We start from the raw sequence: 24,870 nt of genomic DNA, 5'->3' as shown, positions 1-24,870 counted from the left end.
AACTTCCATGCGCTCATTACTGCTGTTCTTTCTCGGCATACCGATCCCGATCATCATCCTGATCGCTCTGTTTACCTGATATTACTGAGGCTTGTGCCTCTGCCGCTTCCGCCTCTGGTGGAAGCGGCGTTTTGCATTCAGGGGAGGGGCAAAGTCAAAAGATCGCAGCCTTCGGCAGCTCCTACAGGGATCAGGTACACGGTCGTATGCGGTCGGTGTAGGAGCTGCCGAAGGCTGCGATCTTTTGATCTTCAAACCATCACTCGATCGGCGTATCGACAAACACCTCAAGCCCCTCGGCATAGTCAGTAAATGCACTGATCAGCGGAAACCGCGCAGCCTCCACCTGATCCAGCACCACCGGGTTGATCTGGCGGAATTGCTCGAAGTGCCGGAACACCGAAACCGATTGGTGTTCCAGCGCAATACCCAGGCATTTGGCAGAAATGGCGACGCGTCGCACGTAGGGCGAATCCAGCATGCCGATCAATTTCATTGAACCTCTCCTTCGATGGCCATTTCGGGATGGACAACCTTAGCTGAGGTTCCGCGCGCTGCAACCGGCGTCGGGCTAATCCTCGAAGCCCACCTGCTCATGAATCTCGTCGACCTTCAATTCCAGACGATAGGCCACGGCGATGAACAGCGCCTGGCACAGGCACAACGTCGCACTTAATGAGCGGAAGGCAAACGAGCTGCCTTCATTGACCAGCAGCACGGTGTTGGCGCGCTTGGCCAGGGGCGAGAGATTGCTGTCGGTGATGATCAGGGTTTTCGCTTGATGATGCTGGGCGATGCGCAGGCAGTGCTGGGTTTCCTTGCCATAGGGCGTGAAGCTGATGGCGATCACCAGGTCATTGGCGCGCACGCTGCGCATCTGCTCGCGGTAGCTGCCGCCAAGCCCGGAGACCAGGTGGATGCGCTTGTTGGTGTGCTGCAGGTTGTAGACCAGGTAATCGGCCACCGCGAAGGAGCGGCGCACCCCGACCACGTAGATGTTGTCGGCGTTCACCACCAGGTCCACGGCCTTGTCGAAGGCCTGGTCATCGAGTTCCAGCCCCAGGCGTTCGATACCCGACAGCGTCGCGTTGATGCACTCGCGCGCGAGGTCACCGCCGCTGGCCTTCTGCGACTTGTTGGCGATCATGCTGCGGATGCGCTGCTGGTAGTTCTGCACCGGCGTGGTCTTGTGCGTGTAGGCCTCGCGGAACAACGCCTGCATTTCGCTGAAGCCGCTGAAGCCGAAGCGCTGGGAGAACCGCACGATCGCCGATGGATGCACTTCGCATTCCCGGGCGATGTCGCTGATGCGGTCGACCATGATCCGGTCGCTCTGCTGGCTCATGTAGCTGGCGATGCGCTTGAGCTGGCGCGGCAGGCTCTCGTATTCCTCGGTGATCAGCGCCAGCAGGCGCTCGGCATTGATCGGGGGGCCAGGATCGCTCACGGGCGTGCTCTCGGTCGTGGCCGGCTGATCGGTGCGGGACATAGGGAATCCTTCTGGCTTGTTCTTATAGAGATGACTTATCAGGTCATCCCCTGACAATAGGTTGGCTGTGCGCAGTCTACAGGGTCGGCCCGAGTAAAATCTTGAGCTTGCCGTCGGTATGGGGCTGCTGAAACGATGCACTGTGCCTGGAACGCTTGTACCAGAGTTTAATGGAAAAAATATTCCACGTAAAAATATTTGGAATAATTATTGATTGTTTGGCCCCGGACGTTTTAGTCTGCATCCACCAAGAGTGTTCGGCGCGGTCTTCGCCCCGGACGCAGGCTGATAAAAATAACAGGAGCCAGCATGGGCCAGACTCGTTTTGCCAGTGGGCGTCAATTGGATCTGATTTGCCTGGGGCGCCTTGGCGTCGACCTCTACGCGCAGCAAGTCGGGGCGCGGTTGGAAGATGTTTCAAGCTTCGCCAAGTACCTCGGCGGCTCGTCCGCCAACATCGCGTTCGGCACCGCCCGGTTGGGGCTCAGGTCGGCGATGCTGAGCCGGGTGGGGGACGACCACATGGGTCGCTTCCTCGTTGAATCCCTGGCCCGTGAAGGCTGTGAGGTCAGCGGCATCAAGGTCGATCCGGAACGCCTGACCGCCATGGTGCTGCTGGGCCTCAAGGACCGCGAGACCTTTCCTTTGGTGTTCTATCGCGAGAACTGCGCCGACATGGCGCTACGGGCCGAAGACATCCGCGAAGCCTTCATCGCCTCGAGCAAGGCCTTGCTGATCACCGGCACCCATTTCTCCACCGACGGCGTGTACAAGGCGAGCATCCAGGCCCTGGACTACGCCGAAAAACACCACGTCAAACGCGTGTTGGACATCGATTATCGTCCGGTGCTCTGGGGCCTGGCCGGCAAGGCGGACGGTGAGACCCGTTTCGTCGCCGACCAGAACGTCAGCCAGCATGTGCAGAAAATCCTCCCGCGTTTCGACCTGATCGTCGGCACGGAAGAAGAGTTCCTGATTGCCGGCGGCGCCGAGGATTTACTCACCGCGCTGCGCAACGTCCGGCGGCTGAGCACGGCGACCCTGGTGGTCAAGCTGGGCCCGCAGGGCTGCACGGTGATTCACGGCGAGATCCCGGCGCGTCTGGAAGACGGCGCGATTTATCCCGGAGTGCGCGTGGAAGTGCTCAACGTGCTGGGTGCCGGCGATGCCTTCATATCGGGCTTCCTCAGCGGTTGGCTGGAGGATGCCAGCGATGAGCGTTGCTGCCAGTTGGCCAATGCCTGCGGCGGCCTGGTGGTGTCGCGCCATGCCTGCGCCCCGGCGATGCCGACCCGGGCCGAACTCGATTACCTGTTCAACAGCCCGGTGCCGATTACCCGGCCGGATCAGGACGTCACCCTGCAACGCCTGCATCAGGTCAGTGTGCCGCGCAAACAGTGGAAGCAATTGTTCATCTTTGCCTTCGACCATCGCTGGCAACTGGTGGAACTGGCCCACAAGGGCGGCCGCGACCTGAACGCCATCAGCGAGCTCAAGCAACTGTTTATCCAGGCTGTGGAGCGGGTCGAAGCCGATCTGCGCGGGCAAGGCATCGACGCCGATGTCGGGCTGCTGGCCGATCAACGCTTCGGCCAGGATTCGCTGAACGCCGCCACCGGTCGCGGCTGGTGGGTGGCGCGTCCGGTGGAGGTGCAAGGTTCGCGGCCGTTGGCGTTCGAACACGGGCGCTCGATCGGCAGCAACCTGATTGCCTGGCCGCAGGAGCAGATCATCAAGTGCCTGGTGCAATTCCATCCTGACGACGAGCCGATGCTGCGTCTGGAACAGGAAGCGCAGCTCAAGGGTTTGTATCAGGCGTCCCAGGTCAGCGGTCATGAACTGCTGCTGGAAATCATCCCGCCCAAGGATCATCCGTCGCCACACCCGGACGTGCTGTATCGCGCACTGAAACGCCTCTACAACCTGGGCATCTACCCGGCGTGGTGGAAGATCGAAGCGCAGAGCGCCGATGAGTGGAAGCAACTCGACGAACTGATTCAGGAGCGGGATCCGTACTGCCGTGGCGTGGTGCTGCTGGGCTTGAATGCACCGGCAGCGGAGTTGGCCGAAGGGTTTCAACAGGCCAGTCAGAGCCAGACCTGCCGCGGGTTTGCCGTGGGCCGGACGATTTTCCAGGAGCCGAGCCGTGCGTGGCTGGCCGGGGAAATCGACGATGAGGCGCTGATTCGCCAGGTGCAGGGGACGTTTGTCGAGTTGATCGATGCCTGGCGCAGCGCCCGCAGCTGAACATTTTCAATATGTGAACACTGAACCTGTGGGAGCGAGCTTGCTCGCGATGACGGCGGCACATTCAACATCAATGTCGCCTGAGACACCGCCATCGTCGGATCGCCGCCCGGAGCAAGCTCGCTCCCACAGGGTTCAGTGCCGTATTCAACGGTTAGGTACAACAATAAAAGGTGCAGCCATGCCCGCTATCCGAATTGGCATCAACCCGATCTCCTGGAGCAACGACGACCTGCCGTCCCTCGGTGGCGAAACGCCGCTGAGCACCGCTTTGAGCGAAGGCAAGGACATCGGCTACGAAGGTTTTGAACTCAACGGCAAGTTCCCCAAGGACGCCAAAGGCGTTGGCGATGTGCTGCGCCCGTATGAGCTGGCACTGGTGTCCGGCTGGTACTCCAGTCGCCTGGCCCGGCGTTCGGTGGCCGAGGAAATCGACGCCATCGCCAGCCATGTCGAGCTGCTGGCGAAGAACGGCGCCACAGTGCTGGTTTACGGTGAAGTCGCCGACTCCATTCAAGGCCAACGCATTCCACTGGTGGAACGTCCGCAGTTCCACACCGAGCAGGCGTGGCAGGAATACGCCGACAAACTTACCGAACTGGCCCGTTTCACCCTGTCCCAAGGCGTGCGCCTGGCCTATCACCACCACATGGGCGCCTACGTCGAATCCCCGGCGGACATCGACAAGCTGATGGCATTGACCGGCAGCGAAGTCGGCCTGCTGTTCGACTCGGGCCATTGCTACATGGGTGACGGCGAACCCTTGCACGTGCTGCGCAAACACATCGAACGCATCTGTCACGTGCACTTCAAGGACGTGCGCAAACCGGTGGTGCAACTGGCGCGCAACGACCTGTGGAGCTTTCCCGACTGCATCATCAACGGCACCTTCACCGTGCCCGGCGATGGTGATATCGACTTCGGCGCATTGCTCGACGTGCTGCTGGCCGCCGATTACCACGGCTGGCTGGTGGTCGAAGCCGAGCAGGATCCGGCGGTGGCACCGAGTTATGCCTACGCCAAAAAAGGTTACGACACCTTGCGTGCACTGCTCGACGGGAGGATTGCGGCATGAGTCTGCTGGTCAAAAGCAACGCCCAAGGCCGGACCATGGTCGAGTTGGGTCAAGGTGAGCTGGAATACGTCGGCTTTGCGGCTTACCGCTTGAGTCTCGGCGAAACACTGCCGGTCTCGGCGGGTGATAAAGAGCTGTGCGTGGTACTGCTCAGCGGCCGCGTCAGCATCAAGGGCGAAGCGCCGGGGCAGGGCGCGTTCGACTGGGACAACATCGGCGATCGCCAGTCGGTGTTCGAAGACAAGGCTCCGTTCGCCGCGTACTTGCCGCCCGGCAGCCAGGCCCAGGTGGTCGCCCTGAGTGATGTGCAAATCGCCGTGTGCGCGGCTCCCGGTTCGACCACCGAGACCCACGGCCCACGCCTGATCAAACCCGACACCATGAAGCGCAGTGTGCGCGGCAAGGGCGCCAACACCCGCTACGTCTGCGACATCCTGCCGGACACCGAGCCCGCCCATTCGCTGCTGGTGGTGGAAGTGCGTACGCCGTCGGGGCATTCGTCGAGCTACCCGCCGCACAAGCACGACACCGATGACCTGCCGCATCAGAGCTTTCTCGAAGAAACCTATTACCACCAGATCAACCCGCCCCAGGGCTTTGTGTTCCAGCGGGTGTACACCGACGACCGAAGCATCGATCAGGCCATGGCCGTGGAAAACAGCGACCTGGTGGTGGTGCCCAAGGGCTATCACCCGGTCAGCGTGCCCTACGGCTACGAGTCGTATTACCTGAACGTGATGGCCGGACCCAAGCGCGTCTGGCAGTTCCATAACGACCCGCAGCACAGCTGGCTGCTTGATCTCTGAACCCAAAAGCCTGAATGCCTACTTCTGCACGGAGAACAATAACGATGAGCGACGCCCCGATAATCGGCCATTACATCCACGGTCAGGTGCAAGACAGCGCCAGTGAGCGATTCAGCAAGGTGTTCAATCCGGCCACCGGTGCGGTGCAGGCGCGAGTCGGGCTGGCCAGCCAGAAAACCGTGGACGAGGCTGTCGTATCGGCACTCAAGGCGTTCCCTGCCTGGTCCGAGCAATCGTCCCTGCGCCGTTCGCGTGTGATGTTCAAGTTCAAGGAACTGCTCGACCGCCATCATGACGAACTGGCAGAAATCATCAGCCGCGAACACGGCAAGGTGTTTTCCGACGCCAAGGGCGAAGTCACCCGCGGCATCGAGATCGTCGAATACGCCTGCGGTGCGCCGAACCTGCTGAAGACCGAGTTCAGCGACAACATCGGCGGCGGCATCGACAACTGGAACCTTCGTCAGCCCTTGGGTGTTTGCGCCGGCGTCACCCCGTTCAATTTTCCGGTGATGGTGCCGCTGTGGATGATCCCGCTCGCGCTGGTCACCGGTAACTGCTTCATCCTCAAGCCGTCCGAGCGCGATCCGTCCGCCAGTTTGCTAATGGCGCGTTTGCTGACCGAAGCCGGTTTGCCGGACGGTGTGTTCAACGTGGTCCAGGGCGACAAGGCGGCGGTCGACGCCTTGCTGCAACACCCGGACATCGAGGCGATTTCCTTTGTCGGTTCGACGCCGATTGCCGAGTACATCCACCAGCAGGCCACCTCCCGCGGCAAGCGCGTGCAGGCGTTGGGCGGGGCGAAGAATCACATGATCGTCATGCCCGATGCGGATCTGGATCAAGCGGCGGATGCCTTGATCGGCGCGGCGTACGGCTCGGCCGGCGAACGCTGCATGGCGATTTCGATTGCCGTGGCGGTGGGCGACGTCGGCGACCAACTGATCGCCAAGTTGCTGCCGCGCATCGATCAGCTCAAGGTCGGTAACGGCCTGCAGGGCGACACCGACATGGGGCCGCTGGTGACCGCCGAACACAAGGCCAAGGTCGAAGGCTTTATCGGCGAAGGCGTGGCCCAGGGCGCGCAGCTGATTGTCGACGGTCGTGGGTTCAAGGTGCCGGGGGCTGAAAACGGCTTCTTCGTTGGCGCGACCCTGTTCGATAAGGTCACGACGGACATGAGCATCTACCAACAGGAAATCTTCGGTCCGGTGCTGGGCATCGTGCGGGTAGCGGATTTCGACAGCGCCGTGGCCCTGATCAACGCCCATGAGTTCGGCAATGGTGTGTCGTGTTTTACCAGCGACGGCGGTATTGCGCGCGCGTTTGCCCGCACCATCAAGGTCGGCATGGTCGGCATCAATGTGCCGATTCCGGTGCCGATGGCCTGGCACTCCTTCGGTGGCTGGAAGCGCTCGCTGTTTGGCGACCACCATGCCTACGGCGAAGAAGGTATCCGTTTCTACAGTCGCTACAAAAGCGTGATGCAGCGCTGGCCCGACAGCATCGCCAAGGGCCCTGAATTCAGCATGCCGACAGCCAAATAATTCACTTGTGCGGAGAATAACAACAATGAGCAAACCCCTGCGTTTCGCCCTGAACCGTATGGTTGCCCCACGATTGTCCTTGCCGGCGTTCATCGAGCTGGCGGTAACCCTCAAGGCCGACGCCATCGAGATCCGCAACGACCTTAAAGGCGTCGAGATCGAAGATGGCACAACACCCGAGCGCGTGCGCGAGTTGTGCGCGGCCAAAGGCATCGCCGTACTGTCGATCAACGCGCTGTATCCGTTTGATGTGTGGAACGACGAGCGCCGGGCGCAGGCCTTGAAGCTGGCCGCTTATGCCCGTGATTGCGGCGCACAGGGCTTGGTCATGTGCCCGTTGAACGATCGTGCCGACTCGCGTAACGAGGCCGAGCGCGCTTCAGGCCTGCGCACGGCATTGAGTCAGCTGGCGCCGATCCTGCGCGATCACGGGATTCTCGGTTTCATCGAGCCACTGGGCTTCGAAGAGTGCTCGTTGCGCCGCAAACGCACGGCAGTGGATGCGATCAAGGCCATCGGCGGGCTGGATGTGTTCCGCCTGGTGCATGACACCTTTCACCATCACCTGGCCAGCGAACATGAGTTTTTCCCGGAGTTGACCGGGCTGGTGCATATCTCCGGAGTCGAGGATGCCGAGGCGCCGCTGGCGAGCATTCGCGACGGTCACCGGGTGCTGGTGGGCGAGGGCGACATTCTCGGTAACGCGGCGCAGATCGACACCTTGCTAAGCAGCGGGTACAGCGGCTACCTGTCGTTCGAGCCGTTTGCCGAGAGCGTGCATGGGTTGGCGGATATCGAGCAGGCGATCGGCGCGAGCATGGATCACCTGCAAAAAACTCAAGGTTGACGCAAAACCCTGTGGGAGCGGGCTTGCCCGCGATGACGGCAGCACATTCAACATTGATGTGTCAGGAAGATCGCTATCGCGGGCAAGCCCGCTCCCACAGGGATCGGATTGCATTCACAAAAAGGTGCAAGCATGACCACAACAAGACTGACCATGGCCCAGGCCCTGGTGAAATTCCTCGATAACCAGTACATCGAGGTCGACGGGGTCCAGAGCAAGTTCGTCGCCGGGATCTTTACCATTTTCGGCCACGGCAATGTGCTCGGCCTGGGGCAAGCCCTGGAACAGGACAGCGGTGACCTGATCGTCCATCAGGGCCGCAACGAGCAAGGCATGGCCCATGCCGCCATCGGTTTCGCCAAGCAGCATCTGCGGCGCAAGATCTACGCCTGCACTTCATCGGTAGGGCCGGGCGCAGCGAACATGCTGACCGCTGCCGCCACCGCGACCGCCAACCGCATTCCCTTGCTGCTGTTGCCCGGTGATGTCTACGCCTGCCGCCAGCCGGACCCGGTGCTGCAACAGATCGAGCAGTTCCACGACCTGAGCATCAGCACCAACGACGCGTTCAAGGCCGTGAGCAAATACTGGGACCGCATCAACCGTCCCGAGCAGTTGATGACCGCAGCGATCCACGCCATGCGCGTGCTCACCGACCCCGCCGAAACCGGCGCGGTGACCCTGGCGTTGCCGCAGGACGTTCAAGCAGAGGCCTACGACTACCCGGATTACTTTCTGCAAAAACGCGTGCACCGCATTGAGCGTCGTCCGGCCACTGTAGCGATGCTCGGTGATGCGCTGGCGTTGTTCAAAGGCAAGCGCAAACCGCTGATCATCTGCGGCGGCGGGGTCAAGTACTCCGGGGCCAACGCGGCATTGCAGGCGTTTGCCGAGCGCTTCGCTATTCCCTTTGCCGAAACCCAGGCCGGCAAGAGCGCGGTGGTGTCCAGCCATCCGCTGAACGTCGGCGGCATCGGCGAAACCGGTTGCCTGGCCGCGAACCTGCTGGCCAGGGACGCTGATCTGATCATCGGGATCGGCACCCGCTACAGCGACTTCACTACGGCGTCGAAGTCCTTGTTCCAGCATCCGGAGGTGCAATTTCTCAACCTCAATATCAGCCCCTGCGATGCCTTGAAACTCGACGGCGTGCAGCTGCTGGCAGATGCCAAAACCGGTTTGCAGGCACTGGCTGAAGCACTGGGCGATTACCGCTCGAGCTGGGGCGATCAACCCCGTCAGGCCAAGGCGCAACTGGATGAGGAAGTCGATCGCCTCTATCAGGTCGAATACCAGGCCAAGGATTTCATTCCGGAAATCAATGACCACCTGGACCCGGCCGTCCTGCGCGAATTCATCGAGCTGACCGGCTCCTGCCTGACCCAGAGCCGCGTACTCGGCGTACTCAATGAAACCCTGGCCGATGACGCAGTGATCGTCGCCGCCGCCGGCAGCCTGCCCGGTGACTTGCAGCGCAGCTGGCGCAGCAAGGGCGTGAACACTTACCACGTCGAGTACGGCTACTCCTGCATGGGCTACGAGGTCAACGCCGCGTTGGGCGTGAAACTCGCCGAGCCTGAGCGCGAGGTCTATGCACTGGTGGGCGATGGCTCCTACATGATGCTGCACTCGGAGTTGGCAACCTCGATCCAGGAACGGCGCAAGATCAACGTGGTGCTGCTGGACAACATGACCTTCGGCTGCATCAACAACCTGCAGATGGAACACGGCATGGACAGCTTCGGCACCGAGTTCCGATTTCGCAACCCGGAAACCGGCAGGCTCGACGGTGGGTTCGTACCGGTGGATTTCGCCATGAGCGCGGCGGCTTATGGTTGCAAGACCTACAAGGTGAACACCGTTGAAGAACTGAAAGCGGCGTTGGCGGATGCGCGGTTGCAGACGGTTTCGACGCTGATCGATATCAAGGTTCTGCCCAAGACGATGATTCACAAATACCTGTCCTGGTGGCGGGTCGGTGTGGCGCAAGTTTCCACGAGTGCGCGCACCGATGCGGTGGCCAAGACCCTCAACGAACGACTGGCCAAGGCCCGTCAGTACTGATTGCCCCTGAAACCAACAACACGTCTTCACAGGAGAGTCTTCATGTCTTTGCTTTCTAATTCACTGCGGGTCGGCGTCATCGGCACCGGGGCCATCGGCCAGGACCACATTCGTCGTTGCAGCCAGACCTTGCTTAATAGCCAGGTCGTTGCCGTGACCGACATCAACCTGCAACAGGCCGCGAAAGTCGTTTCCGACCTGAAGCTGACCGCCGAGGTCTATCCCGACGGTCACTCACTGATCAAGGCCCCGGAAGTCGAGGCAATCCTCGTCACCTCCTGGGGCCCGAGTCACGAAGAATTCGTGCTGGCGGCGATTGCGGCGGGTAAACCGGTGTTCTGCGAGAAGCCCCTGGCCGTCACCGCCGAAGGCTGCCGCAAGATAGTCGAAGCCGAAGTGGCCCACGGCAAGCGTCTGGTGCAGGTCGGTTTCATGCGTCCGTACGACGAGGGTTATCGCGCGCTGAAGTCGGTGATCGACAGCGGGCAGATCGGCGAGCCGCTGATGCTGCACTGCGCGCACCGCAATCCGACCGTGGGTGAGAACTACAAGACCGACATGGCCATCACCGATACCTTGATCCATGAACTGGATGTGCTGCGCTGGTTGCTCGACGACGATTATGTGTCGGTGCAAGTGGTGTTCCCACGCAAAACCAGCAAGGCCCACGCACATTTGAAAGATCCGCAGATCGTGCTGCTGGAAACCGCCAAGGGCACGCGCATCGATGTCGAAGTGTTCGTCAACTGCCAGTACGGCTATGACATCCAGTGCGAAGTGGTGGGGGAGACCGGCATCGCCAAACTGCCGGAGCCGTCGCAGGTGCAATTGCGCAGTGGCGCGAAGCTGTCCAATGCGATCCTGATGGACTGGAAGGATCGCTTCATCGCCGCGTATGACGTCGAGCTGCAGGCGTTTATCGACGGCGTGCGGGCCGGGCAGGTCGGCGGGCCTTCGGCGTGGGACGGCTTTGCGGCAGCAGTGGCAGCGGATGCCTGCATCGAAGCACAAAACAGCGGCCAGATCGTCAAAGTCGGCCTGCCAGACCGCCCACACTTCTACCGCTAACCTCGCGGCATGATCGTTCCCACGCTCCGCGTGGGAATGCATCCCGTGACGCTCCGCGTCACAAAGCGGACGCAGAGCGTCCATGGCGGCATTCCCACGCAGAGCGTGGGAACGATCAGCGTCAGATGAAGGAGAACAACAAAAATGCGCATCGCACTAGACCCCTACATGTACCGCACCCTGTCCCTGGGCAAGATGGTCGACAAGGTGGCCGAGCTTGGTTACGAACACATCGAACTCTCGCCCCGTGAAGATTTCCTGCCGTTTTACAAAGCCCCGCGGGTCGACAAGGCGCGGATCAAGGAATTTCGCAAGGCCCTGAGCGACACCGGCGTCAAGCTCTCTTCCTTATTACCGATGTACCACTGGGCCGCTGCCGACGAAGGCCTGCGCGTGGCGGCGGTGCGCAACTGGAAGCGCGCGATCCAGATTGCCGTGGAGATGGATTGCGAACTGGTCAACACCGAGTTCACCGGGCAGTCGGACAACCCGCTGGTCTGCGAAAACCAGTTCATGCGTTCCATGGACGAACTGATCCCGGAGTTCGAACGCGAAGGCGTCAAGCTCGACATCCAGGCTCATCCTTATGATTTTTGCGAGCGCAACAACGAGTCGGTGGACATCATTCGCGGCCTGGATCGTGAGTGGATCAACTACCTCTACGCCGCGCCGCACACGTTTTTCTACGATGACGGCGTCGGTGATATCGCCTCGATGCTCAAGTACGCAGGCTCCAGGCTGAGCCACCTGATCATCGCCGACACCTACAACCACAAGGCTTCTTCGGGGTTGCGCTACATCGTCAATCCACCGGGTGTCGTTGCCACTGTCCACCAGCACCTGGACATCGGTCAGGGTGAGGTGAATTGGGAGGCGTTCTTCGGCACCTTGCGCGAGATCCAGTTCGATGGCATCGCCACGGTTTCGGTGTTCGCCTGGGAAGACCGGCCGGATGAGTCGAATCGGATGATGCTCGAGAGAGTGACCCGCGAACTCTGCGGTTGACCGGCGTACACAAAACCTGTGGGAGCGAGCTTGCTCGCGATGACGGCGGCACATTCAACATCTATGTGACTGTCAGGCCGCCATCGCGAGCAAGCTCGCTCCCACAGGGTCCGCATTCTATAAGGAGAATTTTTTCATGCGTATCGGACTTGTCGGTTATGGCCATGGCGGCCGGTTTTTCCATGCTCCGCTGATCAGCAGTTTGCCGGCGGCGAAGTTCGTCGGCGTGGTTACCCGCTCACCGGAGCGCCGACAGTTGCTGGCGGCCGAGCATCCGGGCGTGTCGGCCTTCGACAGCATCGGCCAACTGGTGGAAGCCGGGATCGATGTGCTGGTGGTGTCGACGCCGCTCAAGGGCCGCCCGGCGCTGGTGCTCGATGGCATCGAACACGGCGTGGCGGTGGTCAGCGACAAGCCGTTCGCCGCCGATGCACAACAGGCGCAAACCCTGATCACCATGGCCGAGCGCCAGGGTGTGCAGCTCAGCGTCTACCAAAACCGTCGCTGGGACTCGGACTTCCTCACCGTGCGCAAACTCGTCGAGTCTGGCGCGCTGGGCCAGGTCAGCCGTTTTGAATCGCGGATCGAACGCTACTCGCCGCAATCGGTGAACAACGGCAGCGGCGGCGGTTTCCTGCGTGACCTCGGCAGTCATCTGGTAGATCAGGCGTTGTTGCTGTTCGGCCCGGTCGCACGCGTATACGCCGAACTGGATTACCAGGAACCAGGCCAGGCCTTCGACGATGGCTTCTTTATGGCCCTGACCCACGCCAGTGGCGTGACCTCGCACCTGGGCGGCAGTTGCCGGCAAAACACGCCCGGGCCGCGCTTTCGGGTGACCGGTACCCAGGGTTGCTACAGCGTCGACGGTCTGGACGGGCAGGAGGCATCGACGCTCGCCGGGCTCACGCCCAGGTCCGAAGGCGAACGCTGGGGCGTGGAAGAGCATCGTCGCTGGGGCTGGTTCGAGCAGGGCGAGGTGCGCGAGCGGGTGCCCTCCGAGCGAGGCTGCTGGAATCAGTTCTATTTACAGCTGCAAACCGCGTTACAGAGCGGTGGCCCACTGCCCGTGGACGCCCGTGATGCACTGGCGACGACCCGCGTGCTAGACGCCGCGCGGCTGAGTGTCGAACGCCAGCAAGTGGTGGTATTGAGCCCGTTCGGGAGTCATGGAATAAAATCATAGAAAAATTCTAAAATTAGTTGATATAGAAATTAATTTCCAATAAAGTCATTTCCAGGTTGCCGACTATCAACGTCCGAACTCGCTCAAGCAGGCCTTGAACGGTGAAGGACGCACCAAAAACAAGAAACAAAAGCCAGGTACCGTCGATGAAAACCTTCAATGCTGCGCTGCATGTTTTACGTTCCGCACGACACCTCTCTCGCGACCTGCCTCGCGTCTCGTTTCATTCCTTCTTTCGCTTGCTTTGCGTCGAACGCGACGGCGCCCTGGTCTGCTGCATTCCGGGGGCACCGATTGTCCGCTTGCCCGTTCACTGAGTTCGTCACGCCTTATCCATAAAACCAACAAGAATGTGGAGAAAGACTTTTCATGAAGACCAGGATCCGTTTCGCCTCACTTGCCCTGTCCCTGATGTTCGCCAGCGGTGCTGCCCTCGCCGATATGAAGATCGGCGTCAGCATGTCGCAGTTCGATGACACCTGGCTGACCTACCTGCGCGAATCCATGGACCAGAAAGCCAAGTCCTATCCCGACGGCGTCCAGCTGCAGTTCGAAGATGCTCGCAGCGACGTGGTCAAGCAACTGAGCCAGGTGGAAAGCTTCATCAGCCAGAAGGTTGACGCCATCGTGGTCAACCCGGTGGATACCGCCGCCACCCGCAAAATCACCGAAGCTGCGGTCAAGGCCGGCATCCCGCTGGTCTACGTCAACCGTCGTCCCGATGACCTGAAACTGCCCAAAGGCGTAGTGACCGTCGCCTCCAATGATAAGGAGGCCGGCGAAATGCAGATGCAGTACCTGGCCGACAAGATGGGTGGCAAGGGCGATATCGTGATTCTGCTGGGCGACCTCGCGAACAATTCCACCACCAACCGCACCCAGGGCGTCAAAGAGGTGTTGGCCAAATACCCGGACATCAAGATCGAGCAAGAGCAGACCGGCATCTGGCTGCGGGATAAGGGCATGACCCTGGTCAACGACTGGCTCACCCAGGGCCGCAAGTTCGACGCGATTGTCTCCAACAACGACGAGATGGCCATTGGTGCCGCGATGGCCCTGCAACAGGCCGGTGTGGACAAGGGCAGCGTGCTGATCGCCGGTGTCGACGGGACGCCCGACGGTTTGAATGCAGTGAAGAAGGGCTCCCTGGCCGTCTCGGTGTTCCAGGACGCCAAGGGCCAGGCAGACGGTTCGATCGACACCGCGGTAAAAATGGCCAGGAACGAACCGGTTGAACAAGCCGTGTGGGTTCCCTATCGCCTGATCACGCCGCAAAACGTTGACCAGTTCAAATAGTCCGTCCGTTCAATAACAACAACAAGCCCGCAAGGTGGCAACTGCGACCTTGCTGATGGAGTACCTGATCATGTTCGCTTCAGCGACCGCTTCGAGCCCCCGGATGGGGGGTGTCCAGCCAACTGCAATACCTGTCGATGAGCCGTACCTGCTGGAGATCATCAACGTCAGCAAGGGTTTTCCCGGTGTGGTGGCCCTGTCCGATGTGCAGCTTCGGGTCCGCCCCGGTTCCGTGCTGGCGCTGATGGGCGAAAATGGCGCCGGCAAATCCACCCTGATGAAAATCATCGCCGGCATCTACCAGCCGGATGCTGGCGAACTGCGCCTGCGGGGCAAACCGGTGGTGTTCGAGACGCCACTGGCGGCGCTACAGGCCGGGATCGCCATGATCCACCAGGAACTCAACCTGATGCCGCACATGAGCATCGCCGAGAACATCTGGATCGGTCGTGAGCAGCTCAATGGCCTGCACATGATCGACCACCGCGAGATGCACCGCTGCACGGCGAAGCTGCTGGAACGCCTGCGGATCGACCTCGATCCGGAAGAACAGGTCGGCAACCTGAGCATCGCCGAACGGCAGATGGTCGAGATTGCCAAGGCGGTGTCCTACGACTCGGACATCCTGATCATGGACGAACCGACCTCGGCCATTACCGACAAGGAAGTCGCCCATCTGTTTTCGATCATTGCCGACCTCAAGCGCCAGGGCAAAGGCATCATCTACATCACCCACAAGATGAACGAAGTGTTCACCATCGCCGATGAAGTGGCGGTGTTCCGTGACGGCGCCTACATCGGCCTGCAGCGGGCCGACAGCATGGACGGCGACAGCCTGATTTCGATGATGGTCGGGCGCGAACTGAGTCAGTTGTTCCCGGTGCGCGAGACGCCGATCGGCGATCTGTTGCTGTCGGTGCGCGACCTGAAACTCGACGGCATTTTCAAGGACGTGTCCTTCGACCTGCATGCCGGCGAGATTCTCGGCATCGCCGGGTTGATGGGCTCGGGGCGGACCAATGTGGCCGAAGCGCTCTTCGGCATCACCCCGAGCGACGGTGGCGAGATTCGCCTGGATGGCGAGGTGGTGCGCATTACCGATCCGCACATGGCCATCGAGAAGGGCTTCGCGTTGTTGACCGAGGATCGCAAGCTCAGCGGCCTGTTCCCGTGCCTGTCAGTGCTGGAGAACATGGAAATGGCGGTGCTGCCGCACTACGCCGGCCACGGTTTCATCCAGCAAAAAGCCCTGCGCGCCTTGTGCGAAGACATGTGCAAGAAGCTGCGGGTGAAAACCCCGTCGCTCGAGCAGTGCATTGACACGCTGTCCGGCGGTAATCAGCAGAAGGCCTTGCTGGCGCGCTGGTTGATGACCAATCCACGCATCCTGATTCTCGACGAGCCGACCCGCGGCATCGATGTCGGCGCCAAGGCCGAGATCTACCGGCTGATCTCTTACCTGGCCAGCGAAGGCATGGCGGTGATCATGATTTCCTCGGAGCTGCCGGAAGTGCTGGGCATGAGCGACCGGGTAATGGTCATGCACGAGGGCGACCTGATGGGCACCCTCGACCGCAGCGAAGCGACCCAGGAACGGGTGATGCAACTGGCCTCGGGCATGTCCGCGGTTCACTAATGGATGCCGGCGCTGGCTCGGCCAGCGTCGACGACGCGATAGAAGGGTGATGGGTTATGAACGCGATATTGGAAAACAAGCCAGCAACGGTACCGGTCAAGAGTCGCCGGCGCTTTCCCACGGAACTGAGTATCTTCCTGGTGCTGATCGGCATCGGCCTGGTGTTCGAAGTGTTCGGCTGGATCGTGCGCGACCAGAGCTTTCTGATGAACTCCCAGCGCCTGGTGCTGATGATCCTGCAAGTGTCGATCATCGGCCTGCTGGCCATCGGCGTGACTCAGGTCATCATTACCACGGGTATTGACCTGTCCTCCGGCTCGGTGCTGGCGCTGTCGGCGATGATCGCCGCCAGCCTGGCCCAGACCTCCGACTTTGCCCGAGCGGTGTTCCCCTCGCTGACCGACTTGCCAGTGTGGATTCCGGTGATAGCGGGGCTTGGAGTGGGGTTGCTGGCGGGCGCGATCAACGGCAGCATCATTGCCATCACCGGCATTCCACCGTTCATTGCCACCCTCGGCATGATGGTCTCGGCTCGCGGCCTGGCGCGTTACTACACCGAAGGCCAGCCGGTGAGCATGCTCTCGGACTCCTACACCGCCATCGGCCACGGCGCGATGCCGGTGGTGATTTTCCTGGTGGTCGCGGTGATCTTTCACATCGCCCTGCGTTACACCAAGTACGGCAAGTACACCTACGCCATCGGCGGCAACATGCAGGCGGCGCGCACCTCGGGGATCAACGTCAAGCGCCATCTGGTGATCGTCTACAGCATCGCCGGGTTGCTCGCAGGCCTGGCCGGGGTGGTGGCTTCGGCACGCGCCGCGACCGGGCAGGCCGGGATGGGCATGTCCTATGAGCTGGACGCGATTGCCGCGGCAGTGATCGGCGGCACCAGCCTGGCCGGAGGCGTGGGACGCATCACCGGCACCGTGATCGGCGCATTGATACTCGGGGTGATGGCCAGCGGCTTTACCTTTGTCGGGGTTGATGCGTATATTCAGGACATCATCAAGGGATTGATCATTGTGGTAGCGGTGGTGATCGACCAATACCGCAACAAGCGTAAACTCAAGCGCTGAAACCGAAGCAAACCGCAAACTGCGCCACGCCTGACCCGCGTGGCGCAGCCGTTTGTCTTCTCTATACAGCTGCTCGAGGGAATTTCTTGCTATAAACGCACTCCGATAACCACCGAATAGCCTGCCATAAATCACTTTCGGGGCTTTGTCGGACGAATTCGCTGTCTTTTCAGTTGCTGAGGCCTCAAGTCGGCCTTAGACTGCCGCCCCTCGTAAATTGAGTGCCGGGTGGCGCTTGGAATAATTGGCGCCTTTCCGATGACCGACCCAGGTCCGCCGGAACGCTCCCTAATTCGCCTTAATGCACGTTTTTTTATAGAGATATCAATGACAAAGGACAAGTTGCTGGCCATGCCGGCGGATGACTACATGAATGCCGAGCAACATGCTTTTTTCTCCGAGCTGTTGCAGAACATGAAAGTCGAAACCCATGAGCGCATCGAACAGAACCGTATCGCCATCGAGAGCCTGGATACCCCGGCCGACCCGGCTGACGCTGCTTCTGTCGAAGAAGAGCGCACCTGGCTAGTGAACGCGATCGATCGCGACCAGCGCATGCTGCCTCAGTTGGAACAGGCGCTGGAACGCATCAAGGAAGACAGCTTCGGCTGGTGCGACGACAGCGGCGAGGCCATTGGCCTCAAGCGCCTGCTGATCAGCCCGACCACCAAGTACTGCATCGAAGCTCAAGAGCGTCACGAGCAGATCGACAAGCACCAGCGTCAGGCCTGATTCAGTAGCGCGATTCAGTAGCGCCCCCATCGCGGGCAAGCCCGCTCCCACAGGTTTCGTGTTGAACCTCTGGGAGCGGGCTTGCCCGCGATGCTTTTTGCTGTCTGTGAAAAAATCCTCGCTGAGCGCACGATTGTTACTCGTTACGCAAAAAAGATGTGCAGGCCCGTGACTGTTTCTTCGCGAATGGACCCATTATTCTGCCTACATAATTAGGGTGCTAATGAAGTTCGAGAGGTCAGCAATGCAGTGCAGAGTCGATGTGGCGGTCATGATTGGCAGCGGTGTGCCCGCCAGTTTGCGTGCGATGGGGCAGAGTGTTTGCTGGGTGGTACTGCTCGATGGTGAACGCCGGGGGACGGCATTCTCCAGTCGCGAAGAGGCGCAGGCGTGCAGGGCTGCCTGGGTGGCGCAATTGAGCGCCAGGACACCCGACAGCCTGCATTGAATCAGCGGTTAGTGAATCTGGTGCATGCGCAGGTTGAGGTCGTCGACCACCCGCGCCCAATCCGCGTCTTCGCGCAATTGCTCTTTCAGAAAGCCGGCTTGCTGCGGTGTCCAGAACTCGGCATCGATGAGTTTCTTATCATCGGGCAGCGGGGAATGGCTGGCGATGAAATCGTCGATGGCCTTCTCGCTGGAATCCAGGCCGAGTTGGTCGAACAAGCCTTTCAAGTCGTGTGTAGGTGAATCCATCTTCATCTCCTTGCTGGTCACGCGGATGCGAGATCTGAGGTGCGGCTTCATTGCATCTGAGGGAGCCGCGCTTCAGGAGTTCGATAGCGATATGCGAAAGCAGGAATGAGCATAGACTGCAAACCGGTGATCAGGCTTTCAATGCACCCTCATCGACGGCAAGCTTCAGGGCCTTGGCGGCATCCTGGGCGGCGATGGCAGCGACGTCGGAGGTCTTGAACCAGCGGTCCTTCTCGACCTGGTGATAGGTCACGGTGGTCAGCGGTGGTTTGGCGCGCATGATAATGACTGCCTGGAATTCGCCTTCGACCTCTCTGGCTTCGCCCCGGATAAAAAATTCACCGATATCAAATTCCGTCACGTAGCCGCCTTCCCTTGGAAATATTATGGTGTGTCGAACGCCGCCCGCCCTGGGGATGCGGTTCGTTTGGTCGGCCAGTATGGCAGTAGTTGCCTGCCGGCGGCTGAGTTAAGTCGCCGGCATGACGAAACGTCTATAGGGATGAAGGTCGGGGGCGTGTCAAATACGCGACTCGAGGGAGCGGGCGAGGGCGCAGGCTTCGTTATGGTCGCCGCGGAAACCTCTTACATGGCCCGTGGAGATTTCCTTGATATGGAAGAAGGCATTGCCCGCCAGAACCACCTGGAACCGCGGTGCGACAAGGGGTGGCGCGGGAAAATCATGGGGCTGGAACACCGTAGTATGCCGGGGCGCCAGACCGCTTGAGCAGGATGGCTGAGGTTGAGCGAAGTGGGTCAGTGTGCACATGGGAAGTCCTTTTCGTTGTTTTGCCGACGCGTGTACTTCGTTTTGGCTAGTCTCGGTGAGCATCGCTGCTCTAGAATCACCACCACTGGTTGCGATTGATGTTTATCTAAAGCAATTTTTTGCTGGCGATATGTCAGAAAAGTAATTTTTTTTTTAGCGTTTTTTCCCTAAAGTTAGTAATCCGTTTTTTCTGGCCGTTAGCAGGGCGTTTTCCTTCAACCTCTGACGAACACCAGGCAAGACGACGCGAGTGACATTCCAGTAGTCTTTTCACGCCTCGCGGTGGATGAGCGCTCTGCCCGTCCACAGGATTTCAACCGGGTCATTTGGCTAAACCCTCGGCATTGCCGCTTTTTTCTGCTGTGCGCTTTTTCTGTGTGCGGCATCATTTTCAGATGTGGGGATGTTTCCTTGGCAGTAAGTAATCTCGATATGCATGCCTTGTTCGTGTTGGGTGATTTGCGCGCAAAGCTGGTCAAACAGTTTCAGTCACGTTTCGTTTACATCACCGAACAGAACGCTGAAGGCATTTACATTGCCGAAATCGATACCGAGTCAGCGCTGGTGGTAGACGACAAGCCAGGACTCAAGCTCAAGGTCGGCGATCATTTCAGTGCCTCCGTACTGCCCAGTCGCGAAGGCGGCAAGCTGGACATCAAGTTCCGCGAAATCAAATTGACGGTCTACGGGCTGGGCGATTACGCGTTCGTGACGAGCGCCGACGGTCACGGGATCCTGTTCAAGGAAGGTCATAGCGTGGTGATGGTGTTTGCTGCCCACCAGCAGTTGCAGGAGGGCCTGACCAAAACCCTCAAGGCCGTTACCGCCAAGGCTGCCAAATGGCGCAAGGGTGAACTGGTGACCTTCAAGGCCAGCGAGTAATGCCCTCGAAAGCAGGAACCTCTACTACAGTCAGTTGACTGAGTATTCAGAGGCTTTGCGGTCTTCTGCCAGGCCATCCTGCCATTGCTGTGAACAGCACGAGGTGCAAAACCATGAACGGATTTCGACGGCTGCTGGCCGCTACTCTGGCCACGTTCGGGTTGTTGGCTTCACCCGTTCCAGTGTTCGCTGCCCAGGCGCCGATCCACTTTGCCGACCTGAACTGGGAAAGTGGCAGTCTGATCACCGACATCCTGCGGATCATCGTCGAGAAGGGCTACGGCTTGCCGACCGATACCTTGCCGGGCACGACCATCACCCTGGAAACCGCTCTGGCCAACAATGATATTCAGGTCATTGGCGAGGAATGGGCCGGTCGCAGTCCGGTGTGGGTCAAGGCCGAGGCCGAAGGCAAAGTGGTGAGTCTGGGCGACACGGTCAAGGGCGCCACCGAAGGCTGGTGGGTGCCGGAGTATGTGATCAAGGGCGACCCGGCCAAGGGCATCAAGCCGCTGGCGCCGGACCTGCGCAGTGTCAGCGACCTGCCCAGATACAAGGGCGTGTTCAGCGACCCGGAAACCCCGGGCAAGGGGCGCTTCCTCAACAGCCCGATCGGCTGGACCTCGGAAGTGGTCAACAAGCAGAAGCTCAAGGCGTACGGCCTGGACGACAGCTATGTGAATTTTCGCAGCGGCTCGGGGGCGGCTCTGGATGCGGAGATCAGTTCGTCGATTCGCCGCGGCAAGCCGGTCCTGTTCTATTACTGGTCGCCGACGCCATTGCTTGGCCGCTTCAAGCTGATTCAGCTGCAAGAGCCGCCGTTCGATGCCGAAGCCTGGAAAACCCTGACCGACGCCGATCATCCGAATCCGAAACCGACGCGCTCGCTGGCCTCGAAGCTGTCCATCGGCGTGTCCACGCCCTTCCAGAAACAGTATCCGCACATTGCCGAATTCTTCAGCAAGGTCGATTTTCCGATCGACCCGTTGAACAAGGCCCTGGCCGAGATGAGCGAAAAACACACCCCGCCACGGCAGGCGGCGGAGGCGTTCATGAAGGCGCACCCGCAGGTGTGGCGGGCGTGGGTGCCGGAGGATGTGGCGGATAAAGTGGCTGCAGAGCTGAAGTGATTTAGTGAGGCTTATGCCGCCTTCGCGAGCAAGCTCGCTCCCACATTGATATCTGTCGTACACGAAATCTGCGTGCACATCGGTCAATGTGGGAGCGAGCTTGCTCCGGGCGGCGTTCCGACGATGCTTTTGCTCTTAAAACCGGGTCTGCACCGCCAATTCAAAGGTCCGCGGTGTCCCGAGGTAATACGCCGGCGACACATGGGCAAACTCGGCATACACCTCATTGGTCAGGTTGCGTACCCGGCCGGTGACGGTGGTGTGCTGATCGACCTTATAGCTGAGGAAGGTGCCATAAAGCGTGTACGACGGCACAGTCAGGGTATTGGCGCTGTCGGCAAACACCGAGGCCACGTACCGCGCATCGACGCCGCCTTGCCATTGCGGCGCGAAGTCATAGGTCAACCACAGATTGCCGACCCGGTCCGGCACGTTGGTCGGTGTATTGCCTTTGCGGGAAACCACCACGCCCGCGGCGTTCTTCTCGGTGAATTCGTCGTATTGGGCATCGACCCAGGCGAAGTTGCCCTCGGCCAGCAACCTGTCGGTGATCCGCAACGAACTGGCCAACTCGATGCCCCTGGAGGTCTGCTGCCCTACTGGAATGCTGAGGGTCGGGTCCTGCGGATCGGTCACCGCGAAGTCCTTGCGCTCGATCGTGTACGCCGCCACCGTCGCCGAACCACGCCCGTCCAGATACTCGAACTTGCTGCCGACTTCCCATTGCTTGCCGGTGGACACGTCGAAGTCCTGGGTACCATTGGGCTGTTCGGCGGCGGTGCTGTATTGCACGTAGACATTGGCGGCGGGAATGAACTGATAGGTCAGGCCGACCCGACCGGTCACCGGCTCCCAGCTGCGTTTCACATGCCGGGGATTGCTGGCGGTCACTTCCCGGTGATTGGTCACGTCCAGGTCGATGTCGTCGTAACGCAGTCCGGTCAGCAACGCCAGCTTGTCGGTCAGCGCCAGGCGGTTTTCGACGAACAGGGCTTTGGTCGTGACTTCACTGGTCTTGTCGCTGACAAACCCGGGCCGGGTGCCCGGAATGTCGTAGAAATGCCCCGGCTGCAAGTTGTCCGGATCGACAGTGCTTGCGCCTTTGACGTTCAGCGGTGAGTTGGTGGTCTGGTTGACCTTGTACTCGAAACCGCCGGACCAGGTGGTGTCCAGGCTGAACAGGCGGTTGTCGTGGCGCAATTCGAACTGGTTGCCGTTCTGCTCGCCCTGGTGCCGCACCTGATACGCGGTGGAGCGGTTCACCGCGCTGTTGTCGGCGTTGTACTGGTAGGTTTCCAGGTTGCGGTAGTCGCGCTGGCTGTCGAGGTGATAGAGGGTATTGCGCAGGCTGGTGCTGTCGTTGATCCGGTAGTCGATGATCGAGCGGACCCAGATCGTCCGTTGTTCGTATCGGCCATCCTCGACGTTGTAGTTGTTGAAGCGGTTGTGCCTGTCGATCGAAAGCTTGCCGGCCTTGGGGTTGAGCACCGGTGTGCCCCAGTAAGGGCTGTCTTCGTGCTCGTCCTGATATTCCAGGGCCAGGGTGTGGGACAGGTCCGGTGTCAGGTCGCTGAGCAGGGAGAACGCCACGCTCCACGCATCGCGTTCCTGCCGGTCGATGTAGCCGTTGCCGGTGTTGTGGCTGACGTCGACGCGGGCATAGTGCTGCACGTCCGAACGGGCATCGCTCAGGGCATGATTGAGGCCGAACGCGGTCTCGGTGGTGTCATAAGTGCCGTAGCTGACCCGGCCTTCGACGGCTTGTTCTTCACGGGTGGCCAGTTTGGTCACGTAATTCAGCGAACCGCCCACGGAGCCGGCACCATTGATCAATGACGATGGGCCACCGACCAGTTCCACCCGGTCATAGATCCAGGCATCCACCGGCCGGGCGAGACCGCCGGAGACGTTGATGCCGTTGAACATCTGGGTGATCTGGCTGCTGGTGAACCCTCGATACGAGACGAATCCACCGAAGCCCGGCGGTGCACTGGCATTGACGCCGGGCAAGGTGTTGGCGGCGTCCTGAAAATTCTGCGCACCGTGGCGCTCGATGTCGTTGCGGTTGGCGATCGCCACCGAAGCCGGGGTGTCACGCACACTCAGGCCCAGGCGTGAAGCCATGCCGCTGGATTGATCGAGGCTCAGGCCCGGTTCGGCCGCAGCCTCTCCATCAATAGTGATGGGGGCGAGGTCGACCGTGGATTGCGCCCAGGCGTTAACGGACAGGCAGCCGAACAGGCTCGCCAGCAAAGAAATGGTTTTCATCGATGAATCCTGAATGCTTGACTAGAAAACAGCGCACAGGCAAACGCCACGCGTTAGCGAAGTGGGCTGACCGGAAAAGGCAAGGAAACTCAGGCGAAAGGCGGGGCGCGGGGGTTGGCCGAAGGCCAGGTGAAGCGGGCAGGGAGGTCGGCACTGACGATGACGGCCAGCGGCGGGCTGTGTTGCTCGGGGAGAATCGCCAGGGTCAGGCTGGAATTGAGCGCCGGGCCTATGCCGCCCGTGGAGCACAGCGGACAGCCGAAGGCTTGGGACAGGGTCGGCAGTTTGTCTTCGGAGGTGTTCGACGAGGGCGGTGCCTGGGTAGCCGGGTCGACCGTACAGAACTGGCCACCGATACCGTTTAGCTGCTCCCCGACCATTTGCCCGTGACCGATGCTGCAGGCGAACACATTGAACAGAACGCAGCAATAGAGCATCCAGGCAATGAGTGAGCGATCGGTGCGGGCGATTTTCATGGAGCGGCACTTTACCACCGTCGATCACCAACCCTTACAAAATCGTTCAAGGAAGTTCATCCTGCTGCGACATTTTACGCTGGACGTCTGAACATGAGCCTGATTATTGCGCAATGGATGGCTGCCATCTTCCTGTTGATCAGCCTGATCCACCTGTACTGGGCGGCGGGTGGCAAGATCGGTGGCGAGGTCGCAGTGCCGCGCGTGCCCGGGGAGAGCGGCGCACCGTCCAGGCCGGCGTTCAAGCCTTCGGGCTTTGCCACGCTGCTGGTGGCGGTCGGGTTGCTGCTGATCGCGATGCTGGTGTGCCTGCGGGTCGGGCTGTATCTGCCCAGGGTGCATCACGGGTCGCTGCAATGGGTGATCAGCGCCATCGCGATGCTGATGTTCGCCCGGGCGATCGGCGACTCGAATCTGGTGGGGTTCTTCAAGCAGGTCAAGGATTCGCGGTTTGCCCGGCTCGATACCTGGGCTTATTCGCCGTTGTGTGTGGTGTTGGGGGCGGGTTTGTTGGCAGTCGCCTGGATTTGAGTTGACCGATCCATCGTCATCGCGGGCAAGCCCGCTCCCAC

General features: G+C 60.4%; 23 protein-coding genes and 1 pseudogene. 17 read left to right on the top strand and 7 right to left on the bottom strand.

Going from position 1 to position 24,870, the window contains the following annotated elements; all coding sequences use genetic code 11:
- Nucleotides 1–355 precede the first annotated feature (355 nt).
- A pseudogene (locus ACA067_RS19805) lies at nucleotides 356–496 on the bottom strand (glutathione S-transferase N-terminal domain-containing protein); the annotation flags it as partial.
- Between the two features lie 75 nt (nucleotides 497–571).
- Nucleotides 572–1,489 carry a MurR/RpiR family transcriptional regulator gene (locus tag ACA067_RS19800; protein WP_497458114.1) on the bottom strand — a complete coding sequence of 306 codons (918 nt, stop codon included), beginning with the start codon at nucleotides 1,487–1,489 and terminating at the stop codon, nucleotides 572–574.
- A 309-nt stretch (nucleotides 1,490–1,798) separates the two neighbouring features.
- Here ACA067_RS19800 and ACA067_RS19795 point away from each other — a divergent pair, with 309 nt between their 5' ends.
- The 14 genes from ACA067_RS19795 (at nucleotide 1,799) to ACA067_RS19730 (ending at nucleotide 18,525) form a co-directional block, all read left to right on the top strand.
- On the top strand, nucleotides 1,799–3,736 hold the full coding sequence (locus ACA067_RS19795) for a bifunctional 5-dehydro-2-deoxygluconokinase/5-dehydro-2-deoxyphosphogluconate aldolase (protein WP_497458113.1): 1,938 nt from the start codon (nucleotides 1,799–1,801) through the stop codon (nucleotides 3,734–3,736).
- Between the two features lie 181 nt (nucleotides 3,737–3,917).
- Nucleotides 3,918–4,811 (top strand): myo-inosose-2 dehydratase, encoded by an 894-nt coding sequence (gene iolE, locus ACA067_RS19790; protein ID WP_497458112.1) that lies wholly within the window; start codon nucleotides 3,918–3,920, stop codon nucleotides 4,809–4,811.
- Nucleotides 4,808–5,617 carry a 5-deoxy-glucuronate isomerase gene (gene iolB / locus ACA067_RS19785; protein WP_497458111.1) on the top strand — a complete coding sequence of 270 codons (810 nt, stop codon included), beginning with the start codon at nucleotides 4,808–4,810 and terminating at the stop codon, nucleotides 5,615–5,617. Before iolE ends, iolB begins: the two co-directional genes overlap by 4 nt.
- Before the next feature lie 44 nt (nucleotides 5,618–5,661).
- Nucleotides 5,662–7,164 (top strand): CoA-acylating methylmalonate-semialdehyde dehydrogenase, encoded by a 1,503-nt coding sequence (locus tag ACA067_RS19780; RefSeq protein WP_497458110.1) that lies wholly within the window; start codon nucleotides 5,662–5,664, stop codon nucleotides 7,162–7,164.
- 25 nt (nucleotides 7,165–7,189) lie between these two features.
- Nucleotides 7,190–8,011: a TIM barrel protein gene (locus ACA067_RS19775; RefSeq protein ID WP_497458109.1), complete on the top strand. Its 822-nt coding sequence runs from the start codon at nucleotides 7,190–7,192 to the stop codon at nucleotides 8,009–8,011.
- Nucleotides 8,012–8,143: 132 nt separating this feature from the next.
- Nucleotides 8,144–10,075, top strand: coding sequence for a 3D-(3,5/4)-trihydroxycyclohexane-1,2-dione acylhydrolase (decyclizing) (iolD, locus tag ACA067_RS19770; RefSeq protein ID WP_497458108.1), 1,932 nt, complete (start codon nucleotides 8,144–8,146; stop codon nucleotides 10,073–10,075).
- A 42-nt stretch (nucleotides 10,076–10,117) separates the two neighbouring features.
- Nucleotides 10,118–11,143: a bifunctional inositol 2-dehydrogenase/D-chiro-inositol 1-dehydrogenase gene (gene iolG, locus ACA067_RS19765; protein ID WP_497458107.1), complete on the top strand. Its 1,026-nt coding sequence runs from the start codon at nucleotides 10,118–10,120 to the stop codon at nucleotides 11,141–11,143.
- A gap of 144 nt (nucleotides 11,144–11,287) precedes the next feature.
- Nucleotides 11,288–12,148, top strand: a complete 861-nt coding sequence (locus ACA067_RS19760) for a sugar phosphate isomerase/epimerase family protein (RefSeq protein WP_497458106.1) — start codon at nucleotides 11,288–11,290, stop codon at nucleotides 12,146–12,148.
- A gap of 136 nt (nucleotides 12,149–12,284) precedes the next feature.
- Nucleotides 12,285–13,334, top strand: a complete 1,050-nt coding sequence (locus ACA067_RS19755; RefSeq protein WP_497458105.1) for a Gfo/Idh/MocA family protein — start codon at nucleotides 12,285–12,287, stop codon at nucleotides 13,332–13,334.
- 369 nt (nucleotides 13,335–13,703) lie between these two features.
- Nucleotides 13,704–14,630, top strand: coding sequence for a sugar ABC transporter substrate-binding protein (locus tag ACA067_RS19750; protein ID WP_497458104.1), 927 nt, complete (start codon nucleotides 13,704–13,706; stop codon nucleotides 14,628–14,630).
- 70 nt (nucleotides 14,631–14,700) lie between these two features.
- Entirely contained in the window at nucleotides 14,701–16,266 is a 1,566-nt protein-coding gene (locus ACA067_RS19745; protein WP_497458103.1) for a sugar ABC transporter ATP-binding protein, read from the top strand.
- A gap of 56 nt (nucleotides 16,267–16,322) precedes the next feature.
- Nucleotides 16,323–17,345 (top strand): ABC transporter permease, encoded by a 1,023-nt coding sequence (locus ACA067_RS19740; protein WP_497458102.1) that lies wholly within the window; start codon nucleotides 16,323–16,325, stop codon nucleotides 17,343–17,345.
- A gap of 327 nt (nucleotides 17,346–17,672) precedes the next feature.
- A complete protein-coding gene (locus ACA067_RS19735; protein ID WP_007907888.1) occupies nucleotides 17,673–18,077 on the top strand; it encodes a TraR/DksA family transcriptional regulator in 405 nt (134 codons plus the stop codon).
- A 244-nt stretch (nucleotides 18,078–18,321) separates the two neighbouring features.
- Complete coding sequence (locus tag ACA067_RS19730; RefSeq protein WP_497458101.1) at nucleotides 18,322–18,525, top strand: hypothetical protein; 204 nt, start codon at nucleotides 18,322–18,324, stop codon at nucleotides 18,523–18,525.
- 8 nt (nucleotides 18,526–18,533) lie between these two features.
- Here ACA067_RS19730 and ACA067_RS19725 read toward each other — a convergent pair whose 3' ends face one another.
- From ACA067_RS19725 to ACA067_RS19715, 3 genes are all read right to left on the bottom strand, one after another.
- Entirely contained in the window at nucleotides 18,534–18,773 is a 240-nt protein-coding gene (locus ACA067_RS19725; RefSeq protein WP_497458100.1) for a DUF2789 domain-containing protein, read from the bottom strand.
- A 130-nt stretch (nucleotides 18,774–18,903) separates the two neighbouring features.
- Nucleotides 18,904–19,134, bottom strand: coding sequence for a hypothetical protein (locus tag ACA067_RS19720; protein WP_064677143.1), 231 nt, complete (start codon nucleotides 19,132–19,134; stop codon nucleotides 18,904–18,906).
- Nucleotides 19,135–19,293: 159 nt separating this feature from the next.
- The gene (locus tag ACA067_RS19715; protein WP_497458099.1) at nucleotides 19,294–19,542 is read right to left on the bottom strand and encodes a hypothetical protein; all 249 of its coding nucleotides are present in this window, start codon (nucleotides 19,540–19,542) and stop codon (nucleotides 19,294–19,296) included.
- A gap of 411 nt (nucleotides 19,543–19,953) precedes the next feature.
- Here ACA067_RS19715 and ACA067_RS19710 point away from each other — a divergent pair, with 411 nt between their 5' ends.
- Together ACA067_RS19710 and ACA067_RS19705 are read left to right on the top strand one after the other, a co-directional pair.
- Nucleotides 19,954–20,424: a hypothetical protein gene (locus ACA067_RS19710; RefSeq protein WP_497452608.1), complete on the top strand. Its 471-nt coding sequence runs from the start codon at nucleotides 19,954–19,956 to the stop codon at nucleotides 20,422–20,424.
- A 113-nt stretch (nucleotides 20,425–20,537) separates the two neighbouring features.
- On the top strand, nucleotides 20,538–21,554 hold the full coding sequence (locus tag ACA067_RS19705) for an ABC transporter substrate-binding protein (protein WP_497458098.1): 1,017 nt from the start codon (nucleotides 20,538–20,540) through the stop codon (nucleotides 21,552–21,554).
- Nucleotides 21,555–21,689: 135 nt separating this feature from the next.
- Here the strand turns inward: ACA067_RS19705 and ACA067_RS19700 are convergent, their stop codons facing one another.
- Nucleotides 21,690–23,822, bottom strand: a complete 2,133-nt coding sequence (locus tag ACA067_RS19700; RefSeq protein ID WP_497458097.1) for a TonB-dependent receptor — start codon at nucleotides 23,820–23,822, stop codon at nucleotides 21,690–21,692.
- An 89-nt stretch (nucleotides 23,823–23,911) separates the two neighbouring features.
- Complete coding sequence (locus tag ACA067_RS19695; RefSeq protein WP_497458096.1) at nucleotides 23,912–24,298, bottom strand: DUF2946 domain-containing protein; 387 nt, start codon at nucleotides 24,296–24,298, stop codon at nucleotides 23,912–23,914.
- 93 nt (nucleotides 24,299–24,391) lie between these two features.
- Here ACA067_RS19695 and ACA067_RS19690 point away from each other — a divergent pair, with 93 nt between their 5' ends.
- Nucleotides 24,392–24,829 (top strand): DUF3995 domain-containing protein, encoded by a 438-nt coding sequence (locus ACA067_RS19690; protein ID WP_497458095.1) that lies wholly within the window; start codon nucleotides 24,392–24,394, stop codon nucleotides 24,827–24,829.
- Nucleotides 24,830–24,870: the final 41 nt, after the last annotated feature.

Source organism: Pseudomonas sp. LBUM1674, from assembly GCF_059695635.1.
Note: the sequence above shows the minus strand (reverse complement) of the source record. Positions and strands in the feature narration are given on the sequence as shown.